The organism is Paenibacillus polymyxa (genome assembly GCF_018614975.1).
Lineage (GTDB): Bacteria > Bacillota > Bacilli > Paenibacillales > Paenibacillaceae > Paenibacillus > Paenibacillus polymyxa_E.
On sequence record NZ_JAGGNR010000011.1, the window covers coordinates 18,825 to 32,522 of the forward strand.

At 42.7% G+C, this 13,698-nt stretch carries 8 protein-coding genes; 4 read left to right on the forward strand and 4 right to left on the reverse strand.

The genetic code is table 11. From position 1 onward, the window contains the following. Nucleotides 1-1,000: 1,000 nt before the first annotated feature. Both J7E78_RS08760 and J7E78_RS08765 read left to right on the forward strand, forming a co-directional pair. Nucleotides 1,001-2,092 (forward strand): hypothetical protein, encoded by a 1,092-nt coding sequence (locus J7E78_RS08760; RefSeq protein WP_215075852.1) that lies wholly within the window; start codon nt 1,001-1,003, stop codon nt 2,090-2,092. A gap of 358 nt (nt 2,093-2,450) precedes the next feature. Continuing rightward, a complete protein-coding gene (locus J7E78_RS08765) occupies nt 2,451-2,714 on the forward strand; it encodes a WXG100 family type VII secretion target (RefSeq protein WP_215075853.1) in 264 nt (87 codons plus the stop codon). Between the two features lie 467 nt (nt 2,715-3,181). Here the strand turns inward: J7E78_RS08765 and J7E78_RS08770 are convergent, their stop codons facing one another. Then, nucleotides 3,182-5,527, reverse strand: coding sequence for an nSTAND3 domain-containing NTPase (locus J7E78_RS08770; protein WP_215075854.1), 2,346 nt, complete (start codon nt 5,525-5,527; stop codon nt 3,182-3,184). Between the two features lie 283 nt (nt 5,528-5,810). Here J7E78_RS08770 and J7E78_RS08775 point away from each other — a divergent pair, with 283 nt between their 5' ends. Continuing rightward, complete coding sequence (locus J7E78_RS08775; protein ID WP_215075855.1) at nt 5,811-6,092, forward strand: DUF6809 family protein; 282 nt, start codon at nt 5,811-5,813, stop codon at nt 6,090-6,092. A gap of 173 nt (nt 6,093-6,265) precedes the next feature. On the opposite strand, the gene J7E78_RS08780 is transcribed toward J7E78_RS08775, so the two are convergent. Both J7E78_RS08780 and J7E78_RS08785 read right to left on the reverse strand, forming a co-directional pair. Continuing rightward, nucleotides 6,266-7,645 (reverse strand): right-handed parallel beta-helix repeat-containing protein, encoded by a 1,380-nt coding sequence (locus J7E78_RS08780; protein WP_215075856.1) that lies wholly within the window; start codon nt 7,643-7,645, stop codon nt 6,266-6,268. A 642-nt stretch (nt 7,646-8,287) separates the two neighbouring features. Continuing rightward, nucleotides 8,288-9,880: a catalase gene (locus J7E78_RS08785; RefSeq protein ID WP_215075857.1), complete on the reverse strand. Its 1,593-nt coding sequence runs from the start codon at nt 9,878-9,880 to the stop codon at nt 8,288-8,290. A gap of 186 nt (nt 9,881-10,066) precedes the next feature. Here J7E78_RS08785 and J7E78_RS08790 point away from each other — a divergent pair, with 186 nt between their 5' ends. After that, the gene (locus J7E78_RS08790) at nt 10,067-12,049 is read left to right on the forward strand and encodes an ATP-dependent DNA helicase (protein WP_215075858.1); all 1,983 of its coding nucleotides are present in this window, start codon (nt 10,067-10,069) and stop codon (nt 12,047-12,049) included. A 460-nt stretch (nt 12,050-12,509) separates the two neighbouring features. Here the strand turns inward: J7E78_RS08790 and cysK are convergent, their stop codons facing one another. Beyond that, nucleotides 12,510-13,478, reverse strand: a complete 969-nt coding sequence (gene cysK, locus J7E78_RS08795; RefSeq protein ID WP_215075859.1) for a cysteine synthase A — start codon at nt 13,476-13,478, stop codon at nt 12,510-12,512. Nucleotides 13,479-13,698 lie beyond the last annotated feature (220 nt).

Genomic DNA, 13,698 nt, shown 5'->3' on the forward strand with positions numbered 1-13,698 from the left:
GACAGTTAATCTTTTGCCTATGTTTAGAAAATTCTGTTATTCGGGGTGACCATTACAAAAATGAGCAATCCATTCTTTATATCCAATACTTCAACTAAATTTAAAATAAGTTTTTCTATTGCTGGCATAATAATATTGTGGGGCTCAATTTTTGCACTAAAAAAGTACACGCCTGATCTGAACCTTATTAAAGAACCGAGAATTCTTTACTATGCAATCCTTGTCACTCTTATATCGGCTATGGGTTCTTTATTAGGAGTAATAATGATTTTGAGTCATTTAAATTACAAAAATAAAATCAATCAATTTATATTGTTCTTGTTAATGGGCATCTTAATAGGCGTTAGTGTGTATAATAGCCTTACAAGAATTGTACTTATAACATTGATTGTAGATGCAATTATATTTTTTATAGTAGTTATATTGTTTAAAGTATACTCGACAATTACCACTATGATTGTTACCTCTTTCATATATTTGTTACTTGTTATGAGTAGTAGTGCATTGCTGTTTTTATTTGTCCCCAATTTCACAATTAATCTTAATAGTATACTCTATACTCTGATTACATTATTTCTAATTTTATATCGCATAGTAGGAGTATGGGTTAATCAGTTTTTTATTTCTGTTGTTATGAGTCAGAAAAAAATTAAACACGAATACACTTATGAGGTTTTAGTATCACATATCAACTTAATCTATATAGTGATTTTCATATTAATAAATTCTACTGGATTAATTTATATGCAGGGAGATTACAATTTTTACAATGTACTTAATAATTGCTTTATTACTGCTATTGCGATCAATCAGGTTAAATGGCGAAGTTTTAAATTTTGATTTCATTAGCTGTGTACACAGCATATTACGTTAACTGAAAGAACGCCTTAAAGCTTTGTAAGAAATTCATTCGCAACGTCCTGTTTATTGAAAAAAATATGTAATAATTGGAATGTGTTTCTTCTCAATATTTGAGGCAGATAATATATGAGGTGTTAATGTGAGCGAAGATATTAGTATGAATAAAGAGATGGAAAAGAAACTAGACAATTTAACGCAACTTTTTTTGGAACAGTATAGAGACCAACAAGAATATCTTAATAAATATTATCCTACTGATATTCCTAATGATCTATGTAATCATGCATTTATACAAGGAATTAAGTTTGAGAATAGTTTCTCGCCTAAAGTTTATGACTTTGTTCAGATAATGAAATGTGATGATGAAGAGCTATTCATATGGACTCATTCAAAAGATACAGACACCGCGTTAGTCTCAATGGTATCGAGTAATGTGAAGAATAAAAACTTCTGGAAGAATATTGGAGTTGTTATTCAGCTTGCTTATTCTTACTCAAGAGACTTTGAGCACACAATGGATTTAAAATATAGATGGTGCTATTATTTTAATCCTAATAAATCATTATATGAACATGAATTATTTCGGGACTCTGATAAATTTGGGCTATTAAATGGTACTATCTTGAAGCTTACTGAACTATGTGATTTATCCCCAGTTATGGAGTTGTTATTAAGAGATGATAAGGCATTTACTGCTATGAGTATTTTTTATTCTTCAATGAAAATTCATTATTGTTGTTTGATATGTGAGTTGGAAAAATATCCGTTTAGGAAGCATGCAAGTCATGAACCTGATATATGGGAACAAGCGAATGTAATTTCTGTTTACGAAACTGCAATCGTCCAAGCGTGTAGATGTGTCGAGGCCTTAATTGGAAAACCACCAAATAAGGAAAAGAAAGGTCGATTTTCAGAACATAAACAAATGTGGGTTGATCAGTTTGGTATAAATCCAGAGGATTTATACCAAAAATCTGGTACAACATACATTGATTTTTACTATTATTTATTTGAGCTTAGAAACACTGCAGCACATAGTTATGGAACAATACCCTTTGGTCTTGAAAGGAAGCAAGCTGTAGATGCACAGTGCTTTGCTTCATTATTACTTGATGGGTATGTCATGAAACATGTCATTCAAGAGAAAGAAGCGATTAAAAAATTAAGCATTAATCAAAGTATAATAGAGAAAGTCAATGAGACAATGAATACATCTAAAACGTCTGAATAAATTCCGAAGCATTAAAATTATGGGTCGACGTCCTGTTTTAACTCTAGGGAGAAGGTGTTCCAGAATCTAGGCCCTGGTTCGCAAGATGCAAATAACATAGAAGTGGAATCATCTCACAACCCTGTGAGGCAAGTCCGTCGGACCCGGCGCGTACGTGCCTTAATCCTTTCAAGTTCGTAGATAAGAACGTTATCTGAAACAAAATAGAGAAATGAACAGCTTACTATTAATTTAAGAAGGCAAAAAGATGGTTGCAGAGTAATTAAAAAATAGAATTAGAATTCCACACTAAATAGTGGTAGAAATTGCTGTAATGTTATCACATAATCTATTGAGCTTAGATGAGCGGTTAAAACGGATGAGCACAATCAAATTTACACCTGATCAACTACATCATGCATCGAATCGGCTGGATCAGGCAAGACAACGGTTGGAGCATATTTGCATTGAACTGACGCGACAGATCATATTCATTCAGATGATGTGGATGACGCAGGAGCGAGTTTACTGTGAGTTTGAGCAGTCGCGCCCTGTACTGGATAAAGGATTGGAGGGCATGGTGGGCGCCTCCAAGGAACTCAAGGATATCGCAACCCGTTTCGAGCAAGCCGGTGCTCGTTAGGTTAGTTTAAGTAGTGCAGTGCAACGATGGTCGCTGGCGTGATGGCTGTAACTGTAAAGTCGACAGGGGAGGTCGATGCAGAATCAGGTGGTAAGGGGTATTGAATGTCGTATAAATCTGTACTCGGTGGCTGGTTGCCTGTGAATGAGAAAGTTTTAACAATGGATCAGGTTGCCCTTTAGGCTTAGAAGCGAGATAAAGGCAATCTGGATATAAATGGCATGCAAGTAGTGAATGCAGAACTGCCGGGGGAAAATAACTTTGAGTTCCAGATCCATTCACAAGCGAGCCTGAGTCTAATTCGTATGCTCAAACAATGCTTGCTTCTCTCAAGCTAAGTCAGGTTCATGGATCTTCAGGGGATATGCGGGAATATGCCGGGTGGCGAGAATAAAAAATAATATTGATATTGCAAATGACGGATTATCTAATTTAATTTGATAATCCGTCATGAAAAAAATATCATATTATTTAATTTCGCGTTCAAAAATAGCTTCAACCTCAGAGAAAGTTAACCCACCTGAACGACTGTAGTTATACTCATCATCTACATCTTTAAAATAAGAATCAATTACACTTTCTAAATCATTGTTGCTAAGATCAAATGAAGCCGGAAGGGTAATAAGATCAGTTATACTGCTGTCTAATAAGGATAGTTTTTCTTGTATCTCTTTTTCAATGTCATCAGTTATTTTTTTTTCTAGAGTCGCCACTATAGCATCTTTATCAAGATCTACTTCTTCATGATCTCTAAAATAGTAGACTTTAGTATTCTCCTCAAGTAACTTTTCAATTTCTCTATTATCGCAGTAGCTTGATACATCTATATCCTCTACATATGATAGTATTGCATCAATCAGTGTTTCTTCAAATAAAGAATCCGACCATGATAAGTCTAAATCGTTTTTTGAATAAAAATTATTTAGTAGGTTTATTGTAAAAATCGACTCATCTAAATCTAAATGGTGTAATAAATTTCGAATATCATTTTCTTCTTCGATGAATTCATTGACACAGTAGTATGAATATAATTCTTCATCAAGCAAATACTCTAATACCTCTGGATGAGATAACCATTCTTTTTCTGAATAATTAAAACAGTAGGAATTACTTAAATAATTAAAAATGATTTGCTTGTAGTTATTATTTTTTATTTTAAATCGGCAAATAAAGGATGTTAGAAAATAGTTTTTCTCTTTTTCAGTAACAAAATCAATCTCCGTTATTTTTTCATTAATGATAAGTTGGGAATATACACCAGGTAAATCTTCCTTTGAATAACATCGTTCAAACTGTTTAAAATTACAAATTGAATTGCGTACTTCATTTAATTCCAATCTATTATTTACGAAAACTTGTTTTAAATAATCATTAACAGAAGGGTTTATTACTCCAATATATCTTTTCCCTTTATAATCAATAACATTTATAATAGACTGGTTTAAACGTGATAAAACAAGATCAAAGTTATCTCTAGTATAATCCATATTTTTCATTCTTAACAAACGATTCTCAAAGCACTTCTTCAATACGTCATATTCGATAGTGGTATCGGTTAAAGAATATAGTACAATTAAGAAAGCTCTATCGACTTCTTGGAGTCGTCGGTCAAATTCATTTTTCCATATATCATTTGGATTTTGTAAATTAGTATAAATAAATTCAAAATATTTCAGAGGATTTAATTTCAAATAATTATCAGGATAAGTTACATACTCGATAATACGAGGTGTGTAATTGTTGTGATTAACAATCTTTAGATAATTTTTATTAGCTTTAATGTCATTATAGTAATCAACGGGAATACTTTTGTGGGTTAAATGGTTGTAAAATATTTTTGCTTTCTCTAAAGGACTTATTTCATCCATATTTATAGTGAAATTCCTTATTTTTCTTTGTTGAAAGAAATTGTTGAAATCAATAGATCGTTCTTTTGCTTCATTGAATATAGTAATCCTTGAATTTAAAATAAGCTTTTTATTATTTGATAGTTTTACAAATTTTATTAAGGAAAGTAATTCGTTTTCTTGAGTTTGCTTCATATTGAAATAATGTTGGCCGAGGCAATCATCTAATAATACAATTTCTTTGGAAGTTTTTTCACTCGATAGTGATTTTTTTATATCATTAATGTCTCCATTGGTTGTATATCTTACCCTATAACCTTGGGTAGCATAGTACAAAACAATCATTTTCGATGTAATTGTTTTACCAACCCCCGGTCCTCCTGTTATCATAAGTAATCCACTTTTATCCAAATGTTCTATGCAGTGTTCATAAGCTTTAGTTTGAACAAAAAAATTACATTCTTCTTCTATATCACTAAGGAGTGTTTCACAATCAATAAATATATTTTGGTTATAAATCTCGTCTAAAATTTTCGATGCGTACAACCATAACTTGTAATGCTTTCTTACAATATCGGAATTCTCTGGTTTTTGTAGAAATTCGTCAATTTCTTTTAATGTAATGATATTTTGATCCGTTAGCATAAAATCAGAAAACATACTATATATTTCTCTGGTATTTCCTTCAGTAAGTTGCATTCCACAACAGATATAGTACTGAGAAGGTTTCCATTTATGGACATTGTCAATTTCCTTTTTTAAGGAAGTACGAAGGTTAGGAAACTTGCTTCCAATGTAATGTTTAACCTGTATAATAATGTTATGGTTATAAATATTATCTGTTAGATCAATGCCGCCATCTCTACCTTTGGAAAATAATCGCAAGCGTGTTGAGAGTTTTTTCTCCATTACATCTTTACACAGTTCTTCGAATTCAACATCGTTTAGATTTGCATAATTAAACACAACATCACCCTTTTTTTATTATGTACATTTAACTCTAATTTCTTAAAAATTCCTTACTGTCTAATTATAGCCTAAAGCTTGAATAAAGAGCATATTTTAGTGTGTTTTCAGTGCAAACTATTTCTGTTTTATTAGCTAATTGTAAATTTCACTACAGAGCTTCTACAGATATATGGTAATTATAACTATTAATTCACCTCATACAATCGATTTAGCGCATTTTCCGCTAAATTCTCATCCCGCCTCATCTCTTGATGTACAATCTTTCTGAGGTGACTATAGCATGAAGGATAATATGTCAAACCTGATCGAAGATTTGTTTCACGGAAACTTGCGTTTGGACGAGTCGATTCAACCTAAACAAGCCGAGTATCGCGAAATTAACAGTCAAATATCGGACATCATGCAAAATTACAAAGCAATGCTTCCAGACGCAGAATACGATGCTTTGGAGCAACTGACCGATTTGATCGGACGGTCCACATCCATGTACGTGGAAGCGGCGTTTGAGCAGGGTTTTCGCACAGGTGGCAGACTCATTATTGAGATTTTACGCAAAGGTTGAGCATGAGCGTCTATCCATCTAGAACCCATATCAGCAGACTGTTCAGCTCAGCCGAATTTAACAGAACACAACGTAATTCGACCCAAATCACCTCCGTCGAATCTCAAAAATCCCCTTCTCCAAAACCGCCATTAAGGACGGTGGTGGGGAAGGGGATTTCTTAAACTATTATATTACCGCGCCCCAATATTCGTACCCGATGGCGTACCTGAGCCAATCAGATCACTACCACCCGCAAGCTTCAGGAAATTACCCAAAACAGGCGTTCCGTCCGCGCTACGCGTTACCGAAGGCACGAGGGAGACAAAGTCGGCTGCGCTGGCGAGCAGGCCTTTGGCGTTCTCGCTTTTTTTGTTTTTCCACCAGACGTTAGTGCTGCTGACGTCAGTCCCGCTTGTTTTGTCACTGGCGCCGCCTTGGAAGGAAAGGTTGTTGGTGAAGATGTGGGTGCCTACATCAAAGGCAAAGTTGCTTTGCCCGTTGTTCCAGGAGGTATTATTTTTCATCTGGATCGAACCTGGATTGCTGTTGTAGGTGAAGCCATGCTTTTTATTATTAAAAGCAATATTGTTCTCAACGATATGATTCACTGCAATCTTCTCACCGCCAAGCTTAAAGCCGTTGCCATCGCTGTTGGAGGTGGAGGTACCGTCTGACGTTGCACCGTTGGCGTAGGCGATGCTGTTACGGATCGTGACCGCGCCGATGGCGCCTGTATCCGTTTTGCTATAGAGATCCCAGCCATCGTCCACGTTATAGGCCGCAATACAACCATCGAAGACGTTGCCCGGGCCTACGGTCAGTTTGGCCGCAAAACCATCTGCATCCTCGCCGTCATCCGGGTCATAGTTGTTGTGGGAGTAGGAACGAATGACTTCGTTATAAGCAGGCCATTCAGTCTTGGCGGCGGTGGAAGCATAACGTCCCATTTGAATCCCCGTATCCCGATTGTGATGAGCCTCGATCTGCTCCAGGCGGTTGTAGCTGCCACCGATAAAGATTCCGTTGTCACCCGCACCTTTCACCTCAAGACCTTTGACGAACCAGTAGTCTCCGAACATTTGCAGTCCACGATTGGTGGAAGCGAAGGCTTGAGCGGAGAAATCAAGGACCGGTTTTTCCGATCCATAAGCCACCAGATTTTTACGTTGTGAGGAGGTGCCGCTGTTACCACGTTCAATGGTAATGGTCTGCGAGAAGCTGTAGGTTCCGCCGCGTAGATAGATCGTTTTGCCCGGTGCGATCTGGGTTAATGCGTTAGCGAGTGACGTAGGGCTGTTGATGGTGCCCGGATTGCTGGCTGAGCCGTTAGGCGCGACATAGAGATCACCCACAGCAAGTGTCACACTTGAGGTGGCAGCTGCTTCTGATGGGTTATTTTGCAAGCTACTCTCGATCAGTTCTGCCGCACCAACCGACCCACCACCAATCAATAAAAGAGGAAACGCAGCACTCAGACAGATCAGGGCCATTTTTGATTTGAGGGAACGTTCCTTCAGGGAATGTACAGATCGTGCAGACACATGAGTAGATGTGGATGGGAATAATTTCATTAATAGACCTCCTTGGTTAATGGAAAATAGAATGCGTGAGCTGTTGCGGTATGCCGTACAGATGCATCAATGAAGGAGCTCATTGCGATGGGATGATTACTCTCTGTACAGCATAGTTTTATGGTAAATGTTGTAAACGTTATCTTCAATAATCATTTGATCAGATGGGTCTAGACACAGGCAGTTAGGCGTAGTCGCTCCCAGTGCCTGGAGTTTCACAGGTTACGTGTAATCCTGACATTGGCTGGTAGCCCTGATTTAACGATGAATCATCTGAAATGAACCTAGAGATGCACGCTTTTACAACCCTAAAGGCACGAGACTCACCCTCAATCCACCCAAATGAACTTCGCATTTTCCAAAAAAAGAGCAGCACGCATTCAATAGGGGGAGCGTAATCATAATCTGTGCCCTCTATCGAAATGATGGGGCAATCAACGCATAACAAAAAGCCCCATAGCGGCTGCCAGAGGCAACGAGACTATTGGGGCGATGTTGAAGTGGCATTATCTGATCATTGTAGGCACTGTCCTGCATGGCAAGGCTCATCGAATCAAGCGATGTGCTCTATTAAACCAGCGCTGGGACTTATCGATCCGAACAATCTCATGCATAGGCCAGAGTTCTACAACGCTGTCCACCTTAATATCCGTCCGTCTCACGACTGCGCTTCTTCGCTTGCTCGACACTTGGTTCATGTTTCGGTTGGACTGTCGCACTATCATCTGTTGGCACAGAAGCCAATCCTTCCGCCACACGCCGACCGTAGTCTGCATCCGCCTGGGTAAAATAAGAGATCATGCGCTCCCGGATATCCGGTTTGCATTGTGCCAATGCGCCGACCATGTTGCTGATCAGCTCATCCCGCTCCCAATCTTCGAATGCCCGGTAGGTATCCCCGGCTTGTCCAAAATCATTCGTACGTTCGATCTTCTCACGCAGTAGCCTGCCTTCCACCAACGGTTCATGTTCCGGGCCGCGAGGTGTAGCTTCTTTTAATCCACCAAGGGAGGAAGGCTCGTAGTTCACATGTGGATTCTGCCCAGGTGCACGATCCACCTGATATTGCATCTGCCCGCCGCTCTGATTGGTCGCAACACGGTTCTTCGGCGCATTCACAGGTAGTTGCAGGTAGTTCGCACCGACCCGGTGACGCTGGGTATCCGAATAGGAGAAGGTGCGTCCTTGCAGCAGCTTGTCATCTGAGAAATCGAGCCCGTCCACCAATACACCGGTGCCAAATGCCGCTTGCTCCACTTCATTGAAATAATCCTCGGGATTGCGATTCAGCGTCATTTTGCCCACAGGTAGAAAAGGAAACTGCTCCTGCGGCCACAACTTGGTCGGGTCCAGCGGGTCGAAATCCAACTCCGGATGCTCGCCGTCTTCCATCACTTGAACGCACAGCTCCCATTCGGGATAGTTGCCTTGTTCAATCGCATGATATAGATCCAGCGTGGCATGGTTGAAATTCTGCCCTTGAATCTCGCTGGCATCTTTTTGCAGCAGGTTGCGTATCCCTTGATTGAGCGGTTCCCAGTGGTATTTGATGAGTACGCCTGTGCCTTCCTGATTGACCCACTTGTATGTATTAACACCCGACCCTTGCATCTGCCGATAATTCGCTGGAATGCCCCATGGAGAGAAGAGGAATGTCACCATATGGGTAGCTTCAGGGCTTAGTGATACAAAGTCGAAAAAACGCTCCATATCCTGTGCATTGGTCAACGGGTCTGGCTTGAAGGCGTGTACCATATCCGGGAATTTAAGCGGGTCACGAATGAAAAAGATTTTCAGGTTGTTACCGACGAGATCCCAGTTGCCATCTTCGGTATAAAATTTCACGGCAAAGCCACGCGGGTCCCGCAGCGTCTCGGGAGAATGTCCACCGTGAATAACCGTTGAGAATCGAACGAATACGGGGGTTTCTTTTCCTTTTTCCTGAAACAGACGTGCCCGTGTATATTTGGATACCGGTTCATTCCCGGCCGTTCCATACGCTTCGAATATGCCATGAGCGCCAGCGCCGCGGGCATGCACTACCCGTTCCGGAATGCGTTCGCGGTCGAAGTGAGTAATCTTTTCGAGAAAGTGATAGTTCTCCAGCGTCGTTGGTCCCCGGCTGCCAACGGTTCGAACATTCTGATTGTCCGTGATAGGGTGACCCTGTCGGTCCGTTAATGTCTCGGGAGTCGTGTCTGAGGAATGCTCAGATTGTGAAGAATGGTTATTCATGGAGAGAGCACCGCCTTTCCTTAAAGTGGATTCCTGTATATATTTTCCCTGTGCATCTGTTCTATACATTGAACCCCGCAATTAACCTCGCAAAAAAAGCTTGTCACGAGCCTAACTGCGTGCGATAATTAAATTTTGCCCTGCGGCCTTTTTTGAACGGAAAATAAAAGAGGACCGCGTCTAAGAATGGAGGCTGACCTAGGATTGTCTACACAACGTTATCCTTTTGCATATGATCCGGCAGAACCCTTTGTATCCCGTCTGGGAGAATGGGTTGCCGATGTTTTTTACGATATTTTGCCAGAGTCCGGCTTCGAGGTACGGGATGAACAGATTTTTATGGCGTACCAGCTCGAACGGGCCTATGGAGATAAAAAGACGATTATGGCTGAGGCCGGAGTAGGGACAGGCAAGACGTTAGTCTATCTGCTCTACGCGGTCTGTTATGCACGTTATACAGGCAAACCGGCGGTGATCGCCTGTGCCGATGAGTCCTTGATTGAACAACTCGTGAAGCCCGGCGGAGATATTGCGAAGCTGGCTGCACATCTGGACTTGGAAGTGGACGCACGTCTGGGCAAATCCCCGGACCAATACGTCTGTCTGAACAAATTAAGTGCGATGCGATTTGCGGATGAGGATGCGCCTGTTATTGAAGAAGTACATGAGAGTCTGCCGGATTTTGTGAACACGCCGGGTACACTTCAGGCCTTCCATCCGTATGGTGACCGCAAACAGTATCCGCATCTGAATGATCGTCAGTGGAACAAAATCAACTGGGACCCGTTCCAGGATTGTTTTGTTTGTCCAAAAAGACAACGCTGCGGCCTGACGCTGTCGCGTGACCACTACCGTCGTTCCAAGGACATCATCATCTGTTCCCATGATTATTACATGGAGCATGTCTGGAGCTATGATGCGCGCAAACGCGAGGGCCAACTGCCCCTGCTGCCCGATCACAGCTCGGTTGTATTTGATGAAGGACATTTGCTGGAAGAAGCAGCCCTGAACGCACTGAGCTACAAACTGAAACACCGTATCTTCGAGGAACTCGTGACTCGCCTGCTTGAAGGAGAGATTCGTGAATCGCTCGCGGAGCGTGTGGATGAAGCCATTGAGAGCAGTGAGCGACTGTTTGCGTTGCTGGATACGTATACGGTGGCAATTCCCGGATCGGTACGCAAAGAAGTTCGGGTAGAAGCACCGTTGCTGCATGAGATTGAACGGTTGACCAACGTGCTGGATGCGATTGGCGAAGAACTGGTATTTGAGAGTGGATTGTTCTCGCTGGATGGTTATCAGATGCGTGTCGTGGAAGAACATCTGGACATGATTCAGTCTGCACTTGCGTTGTTCCGTAAGGAAGATGGTTACATCTGCTGGGCGGAAGAGAGCGAGGATGAGACGACCTTATCGATCATGCCGCGTACCGTGAAGGAAATGCTGAACGAGCGTGTGTTCAACACAGGCATTCCCATCGTGTTCTCCTCCGCAACGTTATCTGTGGACAGTTCATTCCGTTATGTAGCGGACAGCCTGGGTATTGAGGATTTTGTATCGTTCTCGGTGGCTTCCCCGTATGATTATGCGGATAAAATGAAGATGAAGATTACAGATGAAGCTACACCGGGTCACCCGGAGAACGAACATCGGTTGCGTGACGCGGTGTCGATGCTTCAGGAGAGTGGAGGACGTGCGCTGATCCTGTTCCGTACGATGGAGGAACTGCGTGCGTTCAAACAGGATATTGTTCATGTGCCTGAAGCAGAAGGGTTGCGCTTTATGTATGAGGGCGACCGGGAGATCAGTGACCTGATTGCAGCGTTCCAGCAGGATGAGGAGAGTGTGCTGTGCTCCGTTAATCTGTGGGAAGGACTCGACGTTCCAGGACCATCGTTGTCCAACGTCATGATCTGGTCGCTTCCGTATCCGCCGCAGGACCCTGTGTTCAATGCAAAACGCAGTGCATCGGCAGCACCATACGAAGAGATCGATCTTCCGTATATGCTCCTGCGTGTGAAGCAAGGTCTCGGACGTCTGATTCGGACAAGCACGGATTCGGGTTCTGCGGTCATTCTCGATGAATCACTGCATACCAAAAAGGAAGCCAAAGACCGCATTGCGGCTCTGCTTCCTGAAGGTGTGGAATGGACAACCCTGACACACTGACCAGCTTACGTTACATGTTTTTGCTTTATTTGATGATAAGGTTTCTTATGATGATACGGCTTCTTACCATATAAGTTCTAGTTCTTGTTCTCTGCGGATTCACCATCCGTATGTGAGCAAGAGCTTATTTTTTTATTCTGATGGTTCCTCTGGATTTCTCTTCCCTTTTTTTCGAGGGATTTCTCCTCACTTCCAATCGCTCCAAAATTCTAACGAACCTCAGTAACGTTTAACCCGCCAAAAATGGCTTTTCAGCCTAGAAATCGAGCGAATTTGGAGAAATAACGTCGCTGTGATTCATTAGCCGTCAAACCTGCGCAAATAGGACCGAATAGCATGTGTAAGGTTCATTAGAACCAATAATGCTAAATGAACGCTAATAAGGAGCTTCCTCTTGTCATGCTCATGACTTATGGGACGGGGGATAGCCTCTTTTTGATGTGCCCAGATTTTAGCTGTGTTAAAAAATATCCATGCTCAAATACCGTTCCCCGGTATCCGGCGCAATGCAGAGCACCCGGTGTCCCGGCCCCAGTTCCTTCGCGATGCGAAGGGCGGCCCACACCGAAGCCCCAGAGGAAGGGCCGAGCAGCAGCCCTTCCCGGGCAGCAAGCTGCCGCATCGTATCCAGTGCGTCCTCATCGGACACCTGGATGATGGCATCCCATACGTCGGTATTCAGAATGTCCGGAATGAACCCCGGACTTGTACCGACGAGCTTGTGCGGTCCGGGCTCGCCGCCGGACAGCACCGGAGAACCTTTGGGCTCCACCGCATAGATGCGAATACCGGGTAGCTGCTTGCGCAGCTCTTCCCCGGTGCCGGTAATGGTTCCGCCGGTTCCCGCCGTAGCGATGAAGGCGTCCAGCCTGCCATCCATCTGCTGCATAATCTCGGGAGCCGTCGTGATCCGGTGAATATCCGGGTTCGCCTGATTCTCGAATTGCTGGGGAATGAAGCTGCCTGGAATGTCGGCCTGAAGCCCTTTCGCTTTGCGAATCGCACCAGGCATCCGCTCCGCAGCAGGGGTAAGCACGACATCTGCGCCGTAGGCTTTCAGAATGTTGATGCGCTCCTTAGACATATTGTCCGGCATGATCAGAATGGCTTTATATCCTTTGGCAGCGGCATTCATCGCCAGACCGATGCCCGTATTGCCGCTGGTGGGTTCGATAATCGTTGCTCCGGGGAGCAGGTGTCCTGCACGTTCAGCCTGAACGATCAGGTTGTAGGCCGCACGGTCCTTGACGCTACCGCTTGGGTTGAAATATTCCAGCTTGACGTACACGTCAGCGGAGTCGCTGCCCGTGAGTCGGTTCAGTTTAACGGCGGGGGTCTGGCCGATCAGCTGGGTGACATCTGAGGCAACGAGCGGATGGCGATGTGTATGATTTTTTGAAGGTGAATGAGCATGTGAACTTGTATCCATGATGTACAGCTCCTTGATTGATAAGACGTGGAGAGCATATCCCTTTCCCAGATTGGAATGGTTGGATATGTCTACTCCATCTTAAAGAACGCAGCCTGCTATGGTCAACCTGTATGGTCTGAAAAATCGTCCGGAGTTGTGACTTCTTCCAGTAAACGCAGAAGGTAAGCGCGCTGATAGAGGTTCCTGAAGAGATAAAACACATCAAAGAAACAACAAA